General features: G+C 62.7%; 19 protein-coding genes. 10 read left to right on the top strand and 9 right to left on the bottom strand.

Annotated elements, in window-relative coordinates; translation table 11 throughout:
• Nucleotides 1-100: 100 nt before the first annotated feature.
• The 4 genes from ASC75_RS05650 to ASC75_RS05665 form a co-directional block, all read right to left on the bottom strand.
• Nucleotides 101-1,354: a L,D-transpeptidase family protein gene (locus ASC75_RS05650; protein ID WP_055971717.1), complete on the bottom strand. Its 1,254-nt coding sequence runs from the start codon at nucleotides 1,352-1,354 to the stop codon at nucleotides 101-103.
• Nucleotides 1,355-1,684: 330 nt separating this feature from the next.
• The gene (locus tag ASC75_RS05655) at nucleotides 1,685-2,200 is read right to left on the bottom strand and encodes a winged helix DNA-binding protein (RefSeq protein WP_055971496.1); all 516 of its coding nucleotides are present in this window, start codon (nucleotides 2,198-2,200) and stop codon (nucleotides 1,685-1,687) included.
• 215 nt (nucleotides 2,201-2,415) lie between these two features.
• Nucleotides 2,416-2,808, bottom strand: a complete 393-nt coding sequence (locus ASC75_RS05660) for a DUF6163 family protein (RefSeq protein WP_156381126.1) — start codon at nucleotides 2,806-2,808, stop codon at nucleotides 2,416-2,418.
• Nucleotides 2,809-2,834: 26 nt separating this feature from the next.
• A complete protein-coding gene (locus ASC75_RS05665) occupies nucleotides 2,835-3,872 on the bottom strand; it encodes an enoyl-CoA hydratase/isomerase family protein (protein ID WP_055971718.1) in 1,038 nt (345 codons plus the stop codon).
• Between the two features lie 142 nt (nucleotides 3,873-4,014).
• Between ASC75_RS05665 and hemB the strand changes: the two genes are divergently transcribed.
• The 6 genes from hemB (at nucleotide 4,015) to ASC75_RS05695 (ending at nucleotide 8,133) form a co-directional block, all read left to right on the top strand.
• On the top strand, nucleotides 4,015-5,046 hold the full coding sequence (gene hemB, locus ASC75_RS05670; protein ID WP_055971501.1) for a porphobilinogen synthase: 1,032 nt from the start codon (nucleotides 4,015-4,017) through the stop codon (nucleotides 5,044-5,046).
• Between the two features lie 50 nt (nucleotides 5,047-5,096).
• Nucleotides 5,097-5,393 carry a nucleotidyltransferase family protein gene (locus tag ASC75_RS05675; protein ID WP_055971504.1) on the top strand — a complete coding sequence of 99 codons (297 nt, stop codon included), beginning with the start codon at nucleotides 5,097-5,099 and terminating at the stop codon, nucleotides 5,391-5,393.
• On the top strand, nucleotides 5,393-5,749 hold the full coding sequence (locus ASC75_RS05680) for a HepT-like ribonuclease domain-containing protein (protein ID WP_055971507.1): 357 nt from the start codon (nucleotides 5,393-5,395) through the stop codon (nucleotides 5,747-5,749). The genes ASC75_RS05675 and ASC75_RS05680 overlap by 1 nt, the downstream gene beginning before the upstream one ends.
• Before the next feature lie 65 nt (nucleotides 5,750-5,814).
• Nucleotides 5,815-6,285 carry an RDD family protein gene (locus tag ASC75_RS05685; protein ID WP_055971510.1) on the top strand — a complete coding sequence of 157 codons (471 nt, stop codon included), beginning with the start codon at nucleotides 5,815-5,817 and terminating at the stop codon, nucleotides 6,283-6,285.
• Between the two features lie 140 nt (nucleotides 6,286-6,425).
• On the top strand, nucleotides 6,426-7,181 hold the full coding sequence (locus ASC75_RS05690; protein ID WP_055971512.1) for an arginyltransferase: 756 nt from the start codon (nucleotides 6,426-6,428) through the stop codon (nucleotides 7,179-7,181).
• 49 nt (nucleotides 7,182-7,230) lie between these two features.
• Nucleotides 7,231-8,133, top strand: a complete 903-nt coding sequence (locus ASC75_RS05695; RefSeq protein WP_162244897.1) for a DMT family transporter — start codon at nucleotides 7,231-7,233, stop codon at nucleotides 8,131-8,133.
• Between the two features lie 7 nt (nucleotides 8,134-8,140).
• Here the strand turns inward: ASC75_RS05695 and ASC75_RS05700 are convergent, their stop codons facing one another.
• Together ASC75_RS05700 and parC are read right to left on the bottom strand one after the other, a co-directional pair.
• Complete coding sequence (locus ASC75_RS05700) at nucleotides 8,141-9,298, bottom strand: AI-2E family transporter (protein WP_244487765.1); 1,158 nt, start codon at nucleotides 9,296-9,298, stop codon at nucleotides 8,141-8,143.
• Nucleotides 9,299-9,494: 196 nt separating this feature from the next.
• Nucleotides 9,495-11,801: a DNA topoisomerase IV subunit A gene (parC, locus tag ASC75_RS05705; RefSeq protein WP_055971518.1), complete on the bottom strand. Its 2,307-nt coding sequence runs from the start codon at nucleotides 11,799-11,801 to the stop codon at nucleotides 9,495-9,497.
• Nucleotides 11,802-12,071: 270 nt separating this feature from the next.
• Between parC and ASC75_RS05710 the strand changes: the two genes are divergently transcribed.
• A complete protein-coding gene (locus ASC75_RS05710) occupies nucleotides 12,072-13,265 on the top strand; it encodes a hypothetical protein (protein ID WP_055971730.1) in 1,194 nt (397 codons plus the stop codon).
• Between the two features lie 104 nt (nucleotides 13,266-13,369).
• Here the strand turns inward: ASC75_RS05710 and aspS are convergent, their stop codons facing one another.
• Both aspS and ASC75_RS05720 read right to left on the bottom strand, forming a co-directional pair.
• Nucleotides 13,370-15,160 (bottom strand): aspartate--tRNA ligase, encoded by a 1,791-nt coding sequence (aspS, locus tag ASC75_RS05715; protein ID WP_055971521.1) that lies wholly within the window; start codon nucleotides 15,158-15,160, stop codon nucleotides 13,370-13,372.
• 149 nt (nucleotides 15,161-15,309) lie between these two features.
• The gene (locus tag ASC75_RS05720) at nucleotides 15,310-15,726 is read right to left on the bottom strand and encodes a GNAT family N-acetyltransferase (RefSeq protein WP_055971733.1); all 417 of its coding nucleotides are present in this window, start codon (nucleotides 15,724-15,726) and stop codon (nucleotides 15,310-15,312) included.
• Nucleotides 15,727-15,888: 162 nt separating this feature from the next.
• On the opposite strand from ASC75_RS05720, the gene ASC75_RS05725 reads away from it, so the two are divergent.
• Nucleotides 15,889-17,133, top strand: coding sequence for an MFS transporter (locus ASC75_RS05725; RefSeq protein ID WP_055971524.1), 1,245 nt, complete (start codon nucleotides 15,889-15,891; stop codon nucleotides 17,131-17,133).
• Nucleotides 17,134-17,218: 85 nt separating this feature from the next.
• Nucleotides 17,219-18,376: a ribonuclease D gene (gene rnd, locus ASC75_RS05730; RefSeq protein WP_055971527.1), complete on the top strand. Its 1,158-nt coding sequence runs from the start codon at nucleotides 17,219-17,221 to the stop codon at nucleotides 18,374-18,376.
• A gap of 19 nt (nucleotides 18,377-18,395) precedes the next feature.
• On the opposite strand, the gene ASC75_RS05735 is transcribed toward rnd, so the two are convergent.
• On the bottom strand, nucleotides 18,396-18,815 hold the full coding sequence (locus ASC75_RS05735; protein WP_055971530.1) for an MAPEG family protein: 420 nt from the start codon (nucleotides 18,813-18,815) through the stop codon (nucleotides 18,396-18,398).
• A 206-nt stretch (nucleotides 18,816-19,021) separates the two neighbouring features.
• Between ASC75_RS05735 and ASC75_RS05740 the strand changes: the two genes are divergently transcribed.
• Entirely contained in the window at nucleotides 19,022-20,035 is a 1,014-nt protein-coding gene (locus tag ASC75_RS05740) for a hypothetical protein (protein ID WP_055971533.1), read from the top strand.
• Nucleotide 20,036 lies beyond the last annotated feature (1 nt).

Here is a 20,036-nt window from a genome sequence, read left to right on the forward strand (position 1 = left end):
TGTGCCGTGCGAAATTTCGTTGTCGCAATTGGAGCACAGGGCCGGCACCATGAAAAAAGCCGCCCCGAAGGACGGCTTTTTCGAAGTCGTTGCGGCTGGATCAGAGCGCCGAGGTGATCTGCAGCTCGTCGACCCCGTCGCGGCCATAGATGTCGTCGCGGAACTGAACGACGCCATCACCGGTCGACCAGGCCGAGACATAGGTGAAGTAGACCGGCACCGGGTTGGTGACGGGAACCGGGGTATTTTCGCCCGTCTTGATGGTCTGCTCGAAATGCTGGCGGCTCCAGCCCGGCGTGTCGCGCAGGATCCAGGTGACGAGGTCGCGGACGTTCTGGACGCGGACGCAGCCCGAGGAATCGAAACGCATGAGCTTGTTGAACAGGCTCTGCTGCGGCGTGTCATGCATGTAGACGCCGTCCGGGCTCGGGAAGTTGATCTTCACCGACGCCATGGCGTTGATGGCGCCCGGATCCTGGCGGAACAGGTACTTGGCCGCCTCTTCGGTCGACCAGTCGACGGTCATCGGATCGACCTCGCTGCCATCGGGGGCAATGAGGCGGATCTTGTTGTCCGTCAGGTAATTGGGATTCTTGCGCATCAGCGGGATGATGTCCTTGCGGACGATCGACACCGGCGCATTCCAGTACGGGTTGACGACGATCTCGTTGATCTTCGAGTTGACGATCGGCGACTGGCGATCGACCTTGCCGACGATGGCGGTGTGACGCAGGACGACGCGGTCGTCCTCGACAGCCTCGACCTGAGCGGCCGGAATGTTGACGTTGACATAGCGCTGGCCCAGCGTGCCGGCCTGCGCCTGCAGCCGGCCGAGATTGGTCTCGAGCTGGCCAAGGCGAACCTGGGCGCTGATGTTCATCGCCGCGTAGGTGTACTGGCCCATGACACCGTCGGCCGGCAGGCCATGGCGGGCCTGGAAGCGCTTCAGCGCGGCGTCGACATAGGTGTCGAAGGAGCTGGAAAGGCCGGCGCGCGACGACAGGTCGCCGGAAACCATCAGGCGCTTACGCAGGATCTCGACATCGGGATCCTCGACGCCGAGCTTGAGCTTCTTGGTGGCTGGAACGACCGGCCAACCGCCTTGGGCTGCGATGTTCTGGTACTGGCCGATGGCCTGCTGGGTGTAGGCCACGGTCTGCTGCGAGAACACGGGAAGCGTGCTGGCGACCTTGGCGCCCTGGCTGACGCGCGCGTCGAATTCATCGTCCCAATTGCCGCGCCGCGACGAACCGAGCACTTCGCCGATCACGTCCTGAGCGCTGGCTGCACCCGAGATGGCTGCCATGGCGATCGCGCCGGCACCGGTGAGAAAGAAACGGCGGCTAGTTTTCATGGGCATCCCAGACATATTCGCGCAACTCAACCGGCAGGAGATTTCCCGCGACGATATGACGACCATACTTAACAATTAGCCAACCATAACCCGGCATCACTGCGCGCAATACGCGACTTCATTGCACGGGTTGCTGACGGCCGACAGGCAGATCTGGCGCATCACAGGTTTTCGATAGTCATCCGAATATGGCGGCAACATGGCTGGGGCGCCCCTGATCGCGCCGCCGCGACCCGAAAAAGGAAGAGCCGGTGCATTTCTGCAACCGGCCCTGCGACTGGAGGTCGTTTCCTTTTGGGCGGACTTGCGGCGCCGCGCGAGCCGTTGGGCCTACATGCGATAGGCGATGGTGTCGTTCCAGAAGCGGTCGAGGCGCTGCAGGGCGCGGTTCATCTGCTTGAACTCGTCGGTGTTGATGCCGCCGACCTGCTCGATCGAGCCAACGTGACGGTCATAGAGGCCGGCCACGACCTCGGCCACGTCCTGGCCCTTGGGCGTCAGGCTGACGCGGACCGAGCGACGGTCGATGCGCGAGCGCTGATGGTTGATGAAGCCGAGCTCGACCAGCTTCTTGAGGTTGTAGGAGACATTCGAACCGAGATAGTAGCCGCGGGAGCGCAATTCGCCGGCAGTCAGTTCCGCATTGCCGATGTTGAACAGCAGCAGAGCCTGGATCGCATTGATGTCGCTGCGGCCGTTGCGATCGAACTCATCCTTGATGACGTCAAGAAGACGACGATGAAGTCTTTCAACAAGCTGCAGCGATTCCATGTAAAGCGAACGGATCGCTTCGTTACGGTCCTCGGAAACCATGGCGGGCTTGGCCACCTGACGCGAATTGATCATTGTCTTTGCCTCTCTGTTGTCGCCTGGTGACTTTTTTGTTTGATGTCACCTTGATCGCGAACTTATCGAATACCCATAAAATTCGACTTAAACGTCAGGCTTAACAAGGGCTTACCAGCCACTGGTTTCGAAAGAGGGTTAACAAAAACCCTTCCGAGTAAGAATAATTAACCTTGTATTTTATGGAACGTCCGGCAACGCGCTGAAAGCGTTGGCTACTGCGCCGCGCGGCGCCGCTTCAGATGCAAGACAATGCGGAAAGCGGCGTAAATCAGCGCCACCGCGATGTGGGAGGCCACGATCAGCGGGCGCGAGCCGAACAGATCGGGGAAGCCGGCATACATGACGACCTCGGTGGCCGCGCATATGAACCAGATGACCGGCCCCCAGGATGAAAGCATCCACAGGCCGATGGCGGCGAAGGGAAAAAAGACGGAAAGCGTGACGGCTGCGATCTGCCAATGGATCGGCATCAGGTCGAAGCGCCAGAGCGGGCCGTCATAAACGCCGATCAGACGAACCCAATAGAGGATGCCGAACAGCAGGCAGTAGGCAGCAACAACGCGCAGGAACCAGGCGAAGGCGTTTTCCGTGGCCGAAGGATGCATTTCGTGAAGACGCCCTGCACTGTCGGTCACAGGGCAAGCTCCCTTTCGCCGAGCGTCTGGAAATAGCGGTCGATTTCCGCCGGATCGACCTCGGCCAACCGCGCCGGTTGCCAGACGGGTGTCGATCCCTTGTCGACGATCACGGCCCGGATGCCTTCATAGAAGTCGCGACCGGCCAGCATGCGGTTCAGGATGCGGAACTCCATGCGCATGCAGTCGTCCATCGACATCGTCAGCCCCGCCCGTATCTGCCGGAAGGTGACGGCAAGGCTGGTGGGAGAGCGAGACTGAATGGTGGCGAGCGTCTTTGCCGCGAACTCACCGGTGTCCGCCACAAGGCTCTCGATGATTTCGGCCAGCGTCTGCCTGGAGAAATACCCGGCTATGGCTTCAAGCGTTTCCCGGTCGGTCTCACGCTTGGCCGGGTGGAAGAATCCGCGCAGAACCGCCTCCGGCTCGCCCGTCTCGCACAGGCGCTCCAGCAGCCCGGCCTGCCCGTCGGCGGCAATGGTGTGCGTGGCAAGGCCCGACCAAAGCGCATCGCCATAGCGAATTCGATTGCCGGTCAGCGCCAGATACATGCCGAAATAACCACCGAGATCGGGCAACAGATGGCTGCCGCCGACGTCGGGAAAGAAGCCGATGCCGACCTCGGGCATGGCGAACTGGGCGTTTTCGGTGAGCACCCGATGCGAGCCGTGGAACGAGATGCCGACGCCGCCGCCCATGACGATGCCGTCGATCAGCGACACATAGGGCTTGGGAAAGCGCGCGATCTGGGCGTTCAACCGATACTCGTCGGCAAAGAAGTCGACAGGCGGGCTGCCGGCGCGGCCGGCCTCGTAGATGTGCAGGATATCGCCCCCTGCCGAGAACGCCCTGCCCTCGGCCTTGACGACGACAAGTGCCACGTCACGGTCGACCTGCCATGCATCGAGCGCGCGCGACAGCGCGCCGACCATCTTGTGGGTCACCGCATTGAGGGCCTTCGGCCGTGTCAGGGTAACGATGCCGGCACTGCCGGTCCGCTCGAAACGGATTTCATCGCCACCGCCAAAATCGATGTTCAAGAGATTCCCTCAGTTAAGGTCGGGTTCGAAGAGCTAATGTGCCGTACAGGGGTGCGTCAATGCCGCAGGCCTCATCGAGCGGCTTGGTCTTGGGCAAACCGGCATGCTAAAAACTGCACAATTCCGGAGACGAGCGATGAACAAGTTCACCCCAGCCAAGCCAGCCGGCGCACGCAGCGTCGACGAGATCACCGGCAGCCGACGCCTGCGCCGCATGCGCAAGGCCGACTGGTCGCGCCGCCTGGTGCAGGAAAACAGGCTGACGGTGGACGACCTGATCTGGCCGATCTTCATCATCGACGGCGAAAACCGGCGCGAGACCATTCCGGCGATGCCCGGCGTGTTCCGCCTGTCGGTCGATCTCGCGGTCAAGGAAGCGGAGCGCGCGGCCAAGCTCGGCATCCCGGCCATTGCCACCTTCCCCAACGTCGACATCGGGCTGCGCGACCAGACTGGCGCGCACATCCTCGAACCCGACAATCTGATCAACCGCACCACCCGTGCCATCAAGGCCGCGGTGCCGGAAATCGGCATCATCACCGACGTGGCGCTCGATCCCTTCACCAGCCACGGCCATGACGGCATCCTGCGCGAGGGCGTCATCGTCAACGACGAGACGGTCGCCCAGGTGGCTGCGGCTGCGGTGCTGCAGGCGGCTGCGGGCTCCGACATCATCGCACCCTCCGACATGATGGACGGCCGCATCGGCGCCATCCGCGACGCTCTCGACGACAACGGCTTCCAGGACGTGGCGATCATGTCCTACGCGACAAAGTTCGCCTCCGCCTTCTACGGCCCCTATCGCGAGGCGATCGGCACGCAGGGCCTGCTCAAGGGCGACAAGAAGACCTACTACATCGATCACGCGAATTCCGATGAAGCCGTGCGCGAGGCCGAGCAGGACCTGGCCGAGGGTGCGGACATGCTGATGGTCAAGCCCGGCCTGCCCTATCTCGACATCATCCGCCGGCTGAAGGACGAATTCCGCATGCCGACCTTCGCCTACCAGGTGTCGGGCGAATATTCGATGATCAAGGCGGCGGGCGCCAATGGCTGGATCGATGGCGAAAAGGCGATGCTGGAAAGCCTGCTCGCCTTCAAGCGCGCCGGCTGCGACGGCATCCTGACCTATTTCGCTCCCGAGGTGGCGGAGATGCTGAAGGGCTGAGGCGGACGTCTCGGCTACAACAGGCGCTGAATTTCCTATATCTTGCCTCCATGAACAGGTCCGACGCGGTCAGGAAACTTCAACAGAACGCTGATGCACTTCGCAGCATGGGCGCCACGTCGCTATACCTGTTTGGTTCGACCGCCCGGGACGAGCAGTCGTCTGGCAGCGACCTTGACCTCTTCATCGACTACGCGCCGGGTCATCGCTTCTCGCTGATCAATCTGGTCGGGATCAAGCAGTTGCTGGAGGAGTCCATGGCCGTCGAAGTGGACGTGACCACGCGCGACAGCCTGCACCCGCAACTGAAAGACGACATCGAACGCTCCGCCATTCGCGTGTTCTGATGGGCCAGCGCAAGATCGGCCCCATCCTCGCTGAAATTCTCGATGCACTGGATGGTATCAAGGCGGCAACCGCCGACAAGACGCTTCAGGACTTCCAGGACAACTGGCTGCTGAAACACGGCGTCCAACGCGGCATCGAAATCATCTCGGAAGCCGCACGGCATTTGCCCGACGAACTTCTCGAACGCGCGCCCGACGTACCGTGGAAGCAGGTTCGCGGGATCGGAAACGTCCTCAGACATGAGTATCACAAGATTGCGGACCCGATCGTCTGGGCGGTGGTTACCGATCACCTGCCCGGCCTGCGCAGCGCCGTCCAGCGGCTCCTGGCCGATCTCGGAACCAACGAATCTTGAATTCGCCTAGCGATTCCCCATTTGGAAAGGCGCGCGGGCAATCTTGCCCGCCTCTCGAGGATATCATGACCGCACGCGTTCTGGACGGCGAAATCATCACCAGCAGGCTCGAGGACTCGCGCGCCTATGACGGTGTGCGGACGCGGCGGATCCTGGCCTTCTGCATCGACTATCTGATCGTCGGCCTTTTGATGATCCCGTTTGCCATCGTCATCTTCTTCCTCGGCATCCTCACGCTGGGCCTGGGCTGGGCGCTGTTCGGAATCCTGTTTCCGCTGGTGGCGATCGCTTATGTCTGGTCGACGCTCGGCGGTCCCAACCAGGCGACCACTGGCATGCGCATCATGGGCATCCGGCTCGACCGCCTCGACGGCAGGCCGGTGGACGGCCTCCTGGCCATCGTCCATTCGGTGCTTTTCTGGGCCGGCAATGTGGTTTTGACGCCGCTCGTCCTGCTGGTCTCGCTGTTTTCCGACCGCAAGCGCACGCTGCACGACCTGCTGCTTGGCACCGTGGTGAGCCGCAGCGACAGCTAAAATTGCCATTCGCCGAGTCAAAACGGACATTTACGCCAAAATGTGAAGGCAAAGAGTCCACTTACCTTCACATTCATGTTGAATTTTTCGCGCGTAGCGCCAAGCTAGGGAACATTGATTGGGAGTCTTCCTGACGCTCGATGACGCAGCATCCTACCCATTCCCCGCAATTCTTCCTGACGGCGCCTTCCCCATGCCCCTATCTTGAAGGGCAATTCGAGCGGAAGGTCTTCACCCATCTGGTCGGCGACAAGGCCCCGGAAATGAACGACCTGCTGACACAGGGCGGCTTCCGGCGTTCGCAGAACATCGCCTATCGGCCCGCCTGCGAAACCTGCAGGGCGTGCGTCTCCGTCCGGATCCTGGCCCAGGAATTCAAGGCAACGCGCAACATGCGCCGCGTGATCGAGCGCAATTCCGACGTCGTCGGCGCCATGCATGACGCAGAGCCCTCGACCGAGCAATATTCGCTGTTCCGCACTTATCTCGACGCACGCCACCGCAGGGGCGGCATGTCCGACATGACCGTTCTGGACTATGCGATGATGGTCGAGGACACCCATGTCGACACCAAGGTGATCGAATATCGTCGCCGCGGCCCCGATACCTTCATTACCGGCCAGGGCCAGGGCGAACTGATGGCAGTGGCGCTGACCGACCAGATGGCCGACGGCCTGTCGATGGTCTATTCCTACTACAATCCCGAAATGGACGAACGGTCGCTTGGCACCTTCATGATCCTCGACCATATTGCCCGGGCGCGCGCCATGGGCCTGCCCCACGTCTATCTTGGCTACTGGGTCAACGGTTCGCGCAAGATGAACTATAAGGTGCGCTTCACTCCCCAGGAGCATCTCGGCATGAAGGGCTGGGAACGCTTCGAGGGCGACATCTGAGCACGTCCGGCCCGTTTTCCACGCTGCCGTCGACCATCTGGCAGGGAAAATCGTGGCAAGCACTCATTCCAATCATTCCAAGGGCCTGCTGCTGACCGCAATCGGCGGCATGGCGCTGACCGTCGACATTCCGCTGATCAAGCTCGCCGACGGCAATCACTGGTCGATCCTGCTGATGCGCAGCGGAACGACGTTCCTGGCCGCGATCGTCATCTGGCTGGTCTGGCGCTCGTTCAGCCGCAACGCGCCGCAGCTCATCCCCGGCCGGGCCGGGCTTGTGGTCGCCGGCCTCTATGGCCTCGGATCCATCGCCTTCATCACCGCCGTCTACAACACCTCGACGGCCAACCTGGTATTCATCCTGGCCTTCAACACCGTGTTTGCGGCCGTCCTGTCGTGGATTTTCCTCAGGGAGCGGCCGCGGCCGGTGACCATGCTTGCGATGCTGGCGATGGTCGGCGGCGTCCTCATCATCGTCGGAAGCTCCATCGGCACCGGCCACCTGTTCGGAGACCTGATGGCGGTGTCTTCCGCCTTCTGCATCGCCTCAGCCATCACCATTTCGCGTTCCAGCGGCAAGGACATGGGCTTCACAGCGCTTGTCGGCGTCCTGATCCCGGGCGTGCTGGCGGCCTACATGGTCTCCAAGACGGGTTTCCGGGTCGAGGCGCCATGGTGGATCATCTTCAACGGCGCGGTGATCATGCCGATCTCGTTTTTCTGCCTCGCCAACGGCCCGAAATACCTGTCCGGCCCGGAAGTGGCGATGTTCTACCTGCTCGAGACGGTGCTTGCGCCGATCTGGGTCTGGATGATCTTCGCCGAGGTGCCGACACGCAACAGCCTGATCGGGGGCGCGATCCTGATCGCCACGCTCGTTGCGCATTCGGCCTGGCAGCTCTCGGAAAGCCGCAAACGCAAGGCAAGCGCGGCCGTACAACAGGCCGCTTAGACCACGCCTAGCCTGCCTGGCTTCGCTTGGCCGGCGGCAAGGTCTCCCCGACAGCTTCGATGGTGCGCGGTGGCCCTTCCGGGGTGGCCGCAATCGCTGCAGCCTCGTCCGTGAGCTCGATCTCGCGGATCCATTCGCGCCAGATCGCGACCAGCAGGGCCATCAACACCGGGCCGATGAACAGGCCGAGCAGGCCCATCGTCTTGACGCCGCCGATGAGGCCGAAAAAAGTCGGCAGGAAGGGCAGCTTGATCGGTCCTCCGACCAGCCTTGGCCGCAGCGTCTTGTCGACGATGAAGAGCTCGATCGATCCCCAGGAAAACAGCGCGACGCCGGCGACCGGCGAGCCGCTGGCGACCAGGTAGATCGAGACCAGCGTGAACGACAGGGGCGCACCGCCGGGAATGAGCGCCATGAAACCGGTGATGACGCCAAGCGTTACCGGCGACGGCACGCCCGCGACCCAATAGGCAAGGCCGAGAACGACGCCCTCGCCTATCGCGATCAACGTCATGCCCATGACGGTTGCGCTGATCGTCTTGGGCACCACCCGTGAGATGCGTTCCCAGCGCATCGGCAGGATGCGCTCGCCGAGCCGGTCGAGCTGCGCCACGAAGGATTCGCCGTCGCGATAGGTGAAGAACAGGGCGATCAGCATGAACAGCAACGTCAGCAGGATGCCGAAGGCGCTGCCGCCGGCAGCAAGCACGCCGCGGTAGATGCTGCCGATGTTGGCGCCGCTGACCAGCTGGATCAATTCGCCGATCGAACCGGGATGGCCGATATGTCGCGTCCACTGCTCGTTCAGCCATTCGCCGGCGATCGGCAGGTTGGCGATCCATACCGGTGTCGGCGCGCCATGGCGATTGGTGTCCAGCGCCCAGCCGAACCATTCCCGTATCTCGTTGACCGCATAGGTCGCGGCAAACGAGATCGGCACGACGAGGAAAGCGACGATGAACAGCAGCGCCAGAGTTGCGCCGACGGTCCTGTTGCCATCGACCGCCACCAGCAGGCGCCGGTAGAGCGGCCAGCTGGCGAAGGCGATCACAAGCGCGGCCAGGACCGGAACCAGGAAGCCGTGGAAGAAGTAGATGCCAGCGGCAACGATCAGCACCAGCAGCCAGCGCGCCGCCGACAAGGGCGGCACCAGTGCCGCGCGCATCGGCTGGGACGGGCCGAACAGCCTCGGCTCTCGCTCCGGTTTGCGGGGGTCAGTCACGTTCAAGGGCCTTGATCTCCTCGGCCCTGGCATGGACCCGATTGGACACCCGGCGGCGCTTCACGCCGCCGATGGGAAGATCATAGAGGCTAATGCGATGCGGCGCACGAAAACTTTGCCGCGCTGCCGCATTTCAACGCTAGCCGAAGCGGCCGGTGCGCGGGAAGCCTTTCGGCACCATGCGTCCGGCGGTGGCGCGCGTGCCGATCCATTCGACCAGTTCTTCCCGTGACCGGGTGAAGGTTCGGTCCGCAGAATCCAGCCAGCTCAAGCCGCTCTCCATGGTGAAGGTCTTCACGTCGAGCACGCCGCCGTCCTTGTATTTCTGCAGCCTGACGCCCTTGCCGCGCGTCATCTCGGGGATCTGCTCAAGCGGGAACACCAGCATCTTGCGGTTGTCGCCGACAATGGCGAGGTGATCGCCCTGGAGCGGGATGCAGCGCTTGGCTTCATCCGGCGCCTTGACGTTCATCACCTGCTTGCCCTTGCGGGTGTTGGCGACGACCTCTTCCTCGGGAACGGTGAAGCCGTTGCCCTCATGCGAGACCAGCAGCAGCTTGCGCCTGGGGTCGTGGACGAAGGCGGTGACGATGTCCTGGTCATTGTCCATGTCGACGATGATGCGGATGGGCTCGCCGTGGCCACGGCCGCCCGGCAGGCGATCGGCGCCGATGGTGTAGAACTTGCCGCCAGTGGTGAAGACCAGGATCTTGTCGGTCGTCTGGGCATGGAGAGCGAGCTTGAGGCTGTCGCCTTCCTTGAAGGTGAGCTGCCCGAAATCGGCGAGATGCCCCTTCATCGCCCGCAGCCAGCCCTTCTCGGAGACGACCACCGTGACCGGCTCCTTCTCGATCATCGCGTGGGCGATGTCGGTGAGGTCGTGGTCAGGGGCTTCGGCAAAGACTGTGCGGCGACGGCCTAGCTCGGTTTCGGGGCCGTAGTGCTTGCGGACCTCGCTGACTTCCCACTTGATCGTCGCCCACTGCTTGGCATCGGAGGCGAGCAGCGCTTCGATCTGCTTCTTCTCGGTGCTGAGGGCGTCGAACTCCTTGCGGATCTCGAATTCCTCGAGCTTGCGCAGGGCCCGCAGGCGCATGTTGAGGATGGCTTCGGCCTGATTGTCGGTCAGGTCCCAACGCGCCATCATCACCCGCTTGGGCTCATCCTCCTCGCGGATGATGCGGATCACCTCATCGATGTTGAGGTAGGCGATGAGGTAGCCGCCAAGGATTTCGAGGCGCTTCTCGATTTCGCCCAGGCGGAATTTCGAGCGGCGCACCAACACCTCGCGGCGATGATCCAGCCATTCGCGCAGCACGCTCCGCAGCGACAGCACGTTCGGCACCTTGCCGCGCGACAGCACGTTCATGTTGAGCGGGAAGCGGCTCTCGAGCTCGGTGAGCTTGAACAGCGATTCCATCAACAGGCCCGGGTCGACGGTCCGGCTCTTGGGAACCAGGACGACGCGAATGTCTTCGGCGCTTTCGTCGCGGATGTCTTCGAGCAGCGGCAGCTTGCGGGCGATCAGCAGCTCGGCGATCTTTTCGATCAGGCGCGCCTTCTGTACGCCGTAGGGAATCTGCGTGACGACAAGGTTCCAGGTGCCACGGCCCTGGTCTTCCTGCTGCCAAATCGCACGCACGCGGAAGCCGCCGCGCCCGGTTTCATAGGCATTGACGATGGAAGCCCAGTCATCGTCGATGCTGCCGCCGGTCGGGAAATCGGGGCCGCGCACCTTGCAGCCGAGGCGCAACTCGGGGTCGTCCTTGATGCGGTCCCATTCGCCCGGCGACGTCATCAGGTCGGTGACCGCAGCGTCGGGATTGTCGATGAGATGAAGGGCTGCGCTGCACAGCTCCGCGGCATTGTGCGGCGGGATCGAGGTCGCCATGCCGACGGCGATGCCGGACGAGCCGTTGGCGAGCAGATTGGGGAACGCGCCCGGCAGGACGACAGGTTCCTCGTCTTCCTCGTTGTAGGTCGGGCGATAATCGACGGCGTCTTCGGTGATGCCCTCGAGCAAGGAGACCGAGACCTCGGTCATGCGCGCTTCTGTGTAGCGCATGGCGGCGGCACTATCGCCGTCGATGTTACCGAAATTGCCCTGGCCGTCGACGAGCGGGTAGCGGACGGAGAAATCCTGCGCCAGACGCACCAGCGCGTCGTAGATCGACTGGTCGCCATGCGGGTGGAACTTGCCCATCACCTCGCCGACGATGCGTGCGCATTTGGCGAAACCCTGATCGGGGTTGAGCCGCAGCAGCCGCATGGCGTGCATGATGCGGCGATGGACCGGCTTCAGTCCGTCGCGCACGTCCGGCAAGGCCCGGTGCATGATGGTCGACAGCGCATAGGCCAGATAGCGCTCCTCGAGCGCCTTCTTCAGGTCGACCGGTTCAATGTTGTCGCCGCCATCGTTTCCAGGCGGCAAAAGCCCTTTTCCCATGGGGTTTGGACTAGCGGAACGGGTGATTCGCGACAAGCCTTATCGGCAAATGCAAGGCCGACCCGGTGCCCGGATGCGATCAATTTTTGCGCTCGCTAAAGTAGCAATCGCGCGACCAGCCTGCCGTTCACCATTTTTGCGCGTGTTGCATTGCAGCGATTGCCTTTTGCGCCGAATTGCGGCCAATGTGGCGCGAATGCCTTGATCCAGTCCAGTTCGTGACGGACAGGAGATGGCGTGAACGATTCCTCACAGTCTCAGGGAACCATGATGACGCAATACCGCTCTGCATTCAGCAAGCTCGCCCTATCGACCTTTCTCTTCACGCTTCCGCTCAATGCAGCACTGGCCCAGGACGCGACCGCGGTTGCCGAACGGCTCAAGGCCGTCCTCGCAGGCCAGAACCTGGCGCTGAGCTGGACCAGCGTTTCGGGCGACGCCTCCGAAACCGTACTTGAAGGGGCTAGCATCGCGATGGCTGGCGAAGACAAGCCGGTTTCCGTCGGCAAGGTCACGCTTGGCGGCATCACCGAGGAAAATGGCGGCTACAAGATCGAAACCGTCAGCACCGAGGCCTACAGCCTGACCGAAGGCACCACCAAGGTCGATGTCAGCCCGCTGACCATCGGCAACGTGTCGCTGCCGGCCGAAGGCTCGACCGATCCGCTGGCGTCGTTCCTGATGTACGAGACCGCCAATCTCGACAACGTCAGCGTCAAGATCGGCGACAAGCAGGCCTTCCAGATGACCAATTTCCAGGCGGAAGTGACCCCTCCGGCCGATGGAAACGCCATGGAATTCACCGGTTCGGCCGAGAAGTTCACCGCCGACCTCAGCCTCGTCGAAGATCCGCAGTCGAAGGCTGCGATCGACGCGCTCGGCTACCAGAACATCAGCGGCGACTTCCAACTGGAAGGCACCTGGCAGCCGACGGACGGCCGCATGGCGCTGTCGAGCTACGACATCACCGTCGACGACGCCGGCACGCTGGGCATGACCTTCGACCTCGGCGGCTACACCGTCGATTTCCTCAAGTCGGTCCAGGACCTGCAGAAGAAGATGGCCGACCAGCCAGAAGGCACGGACAACTCGGCCCAGGGCCTCGCCATGCTCGGCCTGATGCAGCAACTCACTTTCAACGGCGCGACCGTTCGCTTCGACGACGATTCGGTGACCAACAAGGTTCTCGAATATGTCGGCAAGCAGCAGGGCATGTCGGCCAAGGACATCGCCAACCAGGCCAAGGCAATCGTGCCGTTCCTGCTGATGGAGCTCAACAATCCGGAACTGGCAACGCAGGTGACGGCAGCCGTCACCGCCTATCTCGACGACCCCAAGTCGATCGAGATCGCAGCCAAGCCCGCCTCGCCGGTTCCGTTCGCTCTGCTGGCAGCCAGCGGCATGTCCAACCCCAAGGACCTGCCCAAGACGCTCGGCCTGACGGTCACGGCCAATCAGGATTGATCCTGATTGCTATATTGAAACAAAAAAGCCCGGCAGCGATGCCGGGCTTTTCTTGTTGAGTCGCCAGATTTTTTTGAGTCAAAAGAGTCGCTTGCGCGGATTTGCTAAGCTTCTTTCTTGGCCACCGCGACGCGCAGCGACAGCTCGCGCAGCTGCTGCGGCTGAGCTTCGGCAGGGGCATTCATGAGCAGGTCCTGCGCCTGCTGGTTCATCGGGAACAGCGTCACTTCGCGCAGGTTCTTGGCGCCGACGAGCAGCATGATCACGCGGTCGACACCGGCAGCCATGCCGCCATGGGGCGGAGCGCCGTACTGGAAGGCGCGGTATAGGCCGCCGAACTGCTCCTCGACTTCCTCACGTGACTTGCCGGTGATCTCGAACGCCTTGACCATCGTCTCGGGCAGCTGGTTGCGGATCGAGCCGGAAGCGATCTCGAAGCCGTTGCAGACCATGTCGTACTGATAGGCCTTGATGGTCAGCGGGTCCTGGCTGTTCAGCGCATCGATGCCGCCCTGCGGCATCGAGAATGGGTTGTGGGCGAAGTCGATCTTCTTTTCTTCTTCCAGCCATTCGTAGAACGGGAAGTCGATGATCCAGCACAGCTCGAAACGGTCGCGGTCGACGAGGTTCAATTCCTCGCCGGCGCGGGTGCGGGCGGCACCGGCGAACGACACGAACTTCTTGGGATCGCCGGCAACGAAGAACGCGGCATCGCCATCCGACAGGCCAAGCTGCTGGCGGATTGCTTCCGTGCGCTCTTCGCCAATGTTCTTGGCGATGGGACCAGCACCTTCGAGCTTGTCGCCTTCCTTGCGCCAGAAGATGTAGCCGAGGCCCGGCTGGCCCTCGCTTTGCGCCCACGAGTTCATGCGGTCACAGAATGCTCGGCTGCCACCCGTCCTGGCCGGGATCGCCCAGACCTCGACCTTCGGGTTGGCGGCGATCATGCCCGCGAACACCTTGAAGCCCGAGCCGTCGAAATGGCTGGTGACTTCCTGGATCTCGATCGGGTTGCGCAGGTCGGGCTTATCGCTGCCGTAGGTGCGCAGCGCGGTATCATAAGGAATGCGGCGGAACTGCTGGGTGACCGGCTTGCCGTCGGCAAACTTCTCGAACACGCCGCGCATCACCGGCTCCATCGTGTTCCAGACGTCTTCCTGGGTCACGAAGCTCATTTCGAGGTCGAGCTGGTAGAACTCGCCCGGCAGGCGATCGGCGCGCGGGTCTTCGTCGCGGAAGCAGGGCGCGATCTGGAAGTAGCGGTCGAAGCCGGCAACCATAAGCAGTTGCTTGTACTGCTGCGGAGCCTGCGGCAGGGCAAAGAACTTGCCCGGATGGATGCGCGACGGCACCAGGAAGTCGCGCGCGCCTTCCGGCGACGACGCCGTCAGGATCGGCGTCGAATATTCGGTGAAACCCTCGGCGCCCATGCGGTTGCGCATTTCGGCGATGATCTTGGTGCGCTGGACGATGTTCTTGTGCAGCGTTTCGCGGCGCAGGTCGAGGAAGCGATACTTGAGGCGGATGTCCTCGGGGTATTCGGGTTCGCCGAACACCGGCAGCGGCAATTCCTTGGACTGCGACAGAACCTCGATCTCGCCGGCAAAAACCTCGATCTCGCCGGTCGGCAGGTTGCCGTTGACGGCTTCGGCCATGCGCGCCTTGACCTCGCCGTCGACGCGGATGACCCACTCGCCACGCACGGTCTCGGCGACCTTGAAGGCCGGCGAATCGGGATCGGCGACGATCTGAGTCAGGCCGTAGTGATCGCGCATGTCGATGAACAGCAGGCCGCCGTGATCTCGCACGCGGTGCACCCAGCCGGACAGGCGGACGGCGGAACCGACGTCGGATTTCCTCAATTGAGCGCAGGTGTGGCTGCGGTAACGGTGCATGGCAAATATTCCGGTTCGGGCTGTTGTCATACGGCGTCGAGGCGTCCGATGCGCCCGGGCCGAAATTTGGCGGGAAAAGCGCATGGGTGCCCGGTTTTGTCAAGGTAAAGCCACCAGTTCGGGCGGCTCCACCACGCAGAACGCCCGAGTTAAAGGCGCTTCTTCAGCCAGATGCGCGAATGCCCTGCCGGATAGTCATCGATACGGCCGAACTCCTCATAGCCCAGCCGCTTGTAAAACTCGGGGGCCTGAAAGGTGTACGAATCGAGATGAACGCCGATGCAGCCCCGGAGCCTCGCCACTTCCTCGGCCTTGCCGAGCAACTGGACGCCAAGGCCGCGGCTGCGATGGCCCGCGTCGATCCAGAGCCATTCCACGAAAAGCCACGAATATTCCGACGAGCCCTTCAATCCGCCTGCCACTGCGCCATCCCCGTCGCGTGCGACGATCCACAGATCCTGCTCATTGTGGGGACCTGCGGTCTTGTAGTTGTAGGCGTTCAAGCCGTCGCCGATGAGCTCTGCCGTCTCTCGATCGATGCTCGTGCTGACCGTCAGTGTCGTCATCATCAGCTCCCCTTCGCCATCCGTCAGAACGGCGGCTGCGCAAGCTAACCGTCACGGCGCTCGCCACGTTGGCGCAGCCGACGGAATATGTCGCGCCAGGGGGCGACTGGCATTGACCCGACGGAGTAACTATAGCCAACTCACCTTTTACCGCGTTGCTGAATGTCCTCCATCCGCCCCCTCATCCCGCTCCTGATCACCGCCGGCATCCTTTTGGGCGGCAACGGCCTGCAAAGCACCTTGATTGCGCTGCGCGGGGCGCAAGAGGGCTTTTCGGCATCGACGATCGGGCTGATGGGCACCTTCTATTTCATGGGGTTCCTGCTCGGCTGTCTCTTCATCACCCGCATCATGAAGGCCGTCGGCTATGTCCGGGCCTTCGCAGCGCTCGCAGCCATCGCTGCCGCCGCGACGCTGATGCTGGTGGTGGTCATCGACCCGGTGATGTGGTCGCTCATCCGTTTCGCTACGGGCTTCTGCTTTGCCGGGTTGTTCACGGTGATGGAGAGCTGGCTCAATTCGGGCGTCTCCAACCACGACCGCGCCCGGGTGCTGGCCATCTACCGCATCATCGACATCGCGTCGGTGACCGGGGCGCAGTTCATGATCCCGGTCTTTGGCGCCGACGGCTTCACCATCTTCGCCATCATGTCGATCATGATCACGCTGTCGCTGGTGCCGGTCTCGCTCGGCGACCGCTCCAACCCGACGCCGCCCGAAGACGTCAAGCTCGACTTGAAGCGCGCCTGGCGCATCTCGCCGCTCGGCAGCATCGGCTGCATCTTCGTCGGCGTCACCAACAGCGCGTTTCGGACGCTTAGCCCGATCTATGCCGAGCAGATCGGCCTGTCCGTCACCGACGTCGTCACCTTCGTCAGCGTCGGCATCATCGGCGGCGCGCTGGTCCAGTACCCCCTCGGCTACATGTCCGACCTGTGGGATCGCCGCAAGGTGCTGCTCGTCACCACCGTTGGCGCGATGACCTCGGCGCTGATGCTGGTTTTCCTTGCCGGCAATTCGCCGCTGGCCAACTTCGTGCTGATCTTCATCTTCGGCTCGTTTGCCATGCCGCTCTATTCGCTGTCGGCGGCGCACGCCAACGACCGCGCTGAAAAGGGCGAGTTCGTGCTGGTCAACGCCGCGCTGATGCTGTTCTACTCGGTCGGCGCGATCGCCGGTCCGGTCGTCGCCTCGATCGTCATGGAACAGTTGGGGCCGCATGCGCTTTTCAGCTTCAGCGCAGCTGTCTACGTCGCGTTCGTGGCGGTCATCGTCTATCGCATGGGATCGCGCTCGCCGGTGCCGGCCGGCAGGCGCGGCCGCTTCATCGCCTTGCTCCGAACGTCGCCGATTTTCGCCCGCCTGGCAGGCCGAAACGGCCCGGCGAGCGGTCCGGACGCCGACTAGACTTCATTACCGGACGCGGCAAGCGCTTGACGAATGGCCGCTCGACTGAAATGGAAAGACAACGCGTTCTGATAAAAGCAATATTATGCATGTAATAACGACCCAGGACGAACTCGAAACCGCCGTTGCCGCTCTCGAAAAATCCAACTTCGTCACGGTCGACACCGAGTTCATTCGCGAAACCACTTTCTGGCCCGAGCTCTGCCTGATCCAGATGGCAGCGCCTGGCGTTTCGGCGCTTGTCGATCCGCTCGCGCCCGGGCTCGACCTGAAACCGTTCTTCGAACTGATGGCCAACGAAGCGGTGACCAAGGTCTTCCATGCCGCGCGGCAAGACATTGAAATCGTCTTCCATCTCGGCGGACTGATCCCGCATCCTGTTTTCGACACGCAGGTGGCGGCAATGGTCTGCGGCTTCGGCGACAGCGTTTCCTACGAACAGATCGTCCAGAAGGTCACCGGTGGCCGCATCGACAAGTCATCGCGCTTCACCGACTGGCGCCACAGGCCGCTGTCGGAAAAGCAGCTCGAATACGCGCTGGCCGACGTCACCCACCTGATCGACGTCTACAAACACCTCGTCACCGAGCTGGAGCGCGAAGGCCGCGCGCACTGGCTGAACGAAGAGATGGAAGTGCTGACCTCGCGGGCAACCTACGACCCGCATCCTGAAGACGCCTGGAAGCGGCTGAAGATGCGCCTGCGCAAGCCGCAGGAGCTCGCCATCGTGCAGGCCGTCGCCGCGTGGCGCGAGCGGGAGGCACGCGAACGCAACGTACCGCGCGGACGCGTGCTCAAGGACGACGCGATCTACGAGATCGCCCAGCAGGCGCCGCGCGACACCACCGCGCTGTCGCGCCTGCGCACCACGCCCAAAGGCTGGGAACGTTCGTCCTCGGCAACCGCCCTGCTCGGCGTCGTCAATGCGGCGCTCGAGATCCCGCGCGACCAGATGCCCAAACTGCCCAAGACCTTCCAGCCGCCCGAGGGTTCGAGCGCGGCGGCCGAACTGCTCAAGGTGCTGCTGCGCCTGGTGTCGGAGAAGGAAGGCGTGGCACCCAAGGTGCTCGCTTCGGGCGACGACATCGATAGGATCGCCGCCGAAGGCGAAGCTGCCGACGTCCCTGCCCTTCAAGGCTGGCGCCGCTCGGTGTTCGGCGAGATGGCGCTCAAGCTGGTGCGCGGCGAGATCGCCATCCGGTTCGACAAGCGCAAGATCGCGGTGTTCGAGATCGAAGCCTGACCTGCCTGAACGGCGCGGTTCAGACCGCGCCGGCAAGGTGCAGGGCAAACCAGACCCACAACAGCCCGAGCACCAGCCAGCCCAGGATGAAGGCCTGGCTGCGAAACCTGACCCGGTTGGCGGTCAGGTGAAACCAGGCGTGCGCATAACGCGTGGCGACGAAAAGCCAGGCAAGCCCGACACTGACGAATGACGCGCCCTCGGTCACGTAGAGCGACAGGCACGCCACGTAAAACAGCACCGGCAGTTCGAACTGGTTGATGACGTTGTTGGCGGCCGTGACGCTCAGCTCCGGCTCGGCGGCGCGCGTCCTGAACTGACTGACCCGGGCCTCGCCAGCGCGCACCGCCTGCCTGCGCCGCATGCCCAGCACGACATAGGCGATGTAGACCAAAAGCACCTGTGCGAGCATCGGCCAGAAAATGGCAGCCTGATTCATAAGAACAACCTCAACAAGCTCATATCAAATCGCCGAATCATCTACGCGGAACTCCATTCTGCTTAAGGGAGAATTTACGGCCATCGCCGAAACTGTGCCGTCGCAGTTCAACGGTCAATCGAAACATGATGCTCCCTGCAACCGCCAATCGCTACCAACCCGCTCTAACAGTCATCCAGGCCGGAACCTACGCCCGCGAACGCGCAATGCGCGAGGATGCCCAGGCTGTGGGGGGCGTGAAGCAGCCCGGCGACATGACGCAGGCTGCACCGGCCCGTCCGAAGGACATGCAAGCGATCAACGAATATTACTTCGGCATCAGCCTGACGCCGATGGAAGTGATGTTCTCGATGGTCGAGCGGGCTGTCGACTACCTCAACGACAAGCTGGGCTTGGGCAGTGACGGCGACCCGGAAGAGGTCGAGGCCGGCAACAAGTGGCGCGAGCAAGCGCTGATCAAGTTTGCCGGGGTGGGCACCGGAGACGACTTCCGGATTCCGAAACCAGGCGAGAACGGCGTCACCTTCCGCGCTGTCGCCAAGCTCGTGCTGGAGAGTTTCAGGTCCGACTACCTGAACGGCGATGGAGATCTCAGAAAAGTTCTCGAGGATGCTGCAGGGTTCCGTCTCCAGGGGATGAGCACGATCGATCTGTTCGAGGCGTTCGCTGAACCGGAAAGCGATGCCGCAAAGAGGGTCTACGACGCGGCGTCGGAAGGCCTGGCCGGCCAGGCCGGCAGCAAGGCGTCGCAGCGGTTGGACGCGGCAACGTCCGGGGCCAAGTCGGTCGAAGAAACACTCGTCGAACAGAAAGGGTCTTCGATCGACGTCGTCGACAAGGAGACGATCGCCGACGACCTCAAAGCTGTCAGGACAGCCGAGGCCAAGGAAAAGCTCGACCAAGCGGCGGCAATTCCCGACACGATCCGAGAGGCGCTGGAGCAAGCCGAGGCCAGAAACGATACGTCTGGTCCGGACGGCTTGGAGGCCGCCCTGGCCGTCGTCCAGGCCCTGAACGGAATGAGCGAAACCGTGTCGTCTTCGGATCCGGAAGCCGGCCAAGTCGGCCCCGATCCGGAACTGGACATGTCCGAAATCGCCAAGGACGCGGCCGAGAAGGACAACGACGGCAAAGGCAAGGGCCTGCGCGGGCTGCTTGCGAACTATCTCGAATTCACCGCAGCGGCCGAATTCGTGCGGAACTATCGAGACCGGCCATAAG

Origin of the sequence: Aminobacter sp. DSM 101952 (assembly GCF_001424795.1) — a bacterium.
In the GTDB taxonomy this organism is placed as follows: Bacteria; Pseudomonadota; Alphaproteobacteria; order Rhizobiales; family Rhizobiaceae; genus Aminobacter; species Aminobacter aganoensis.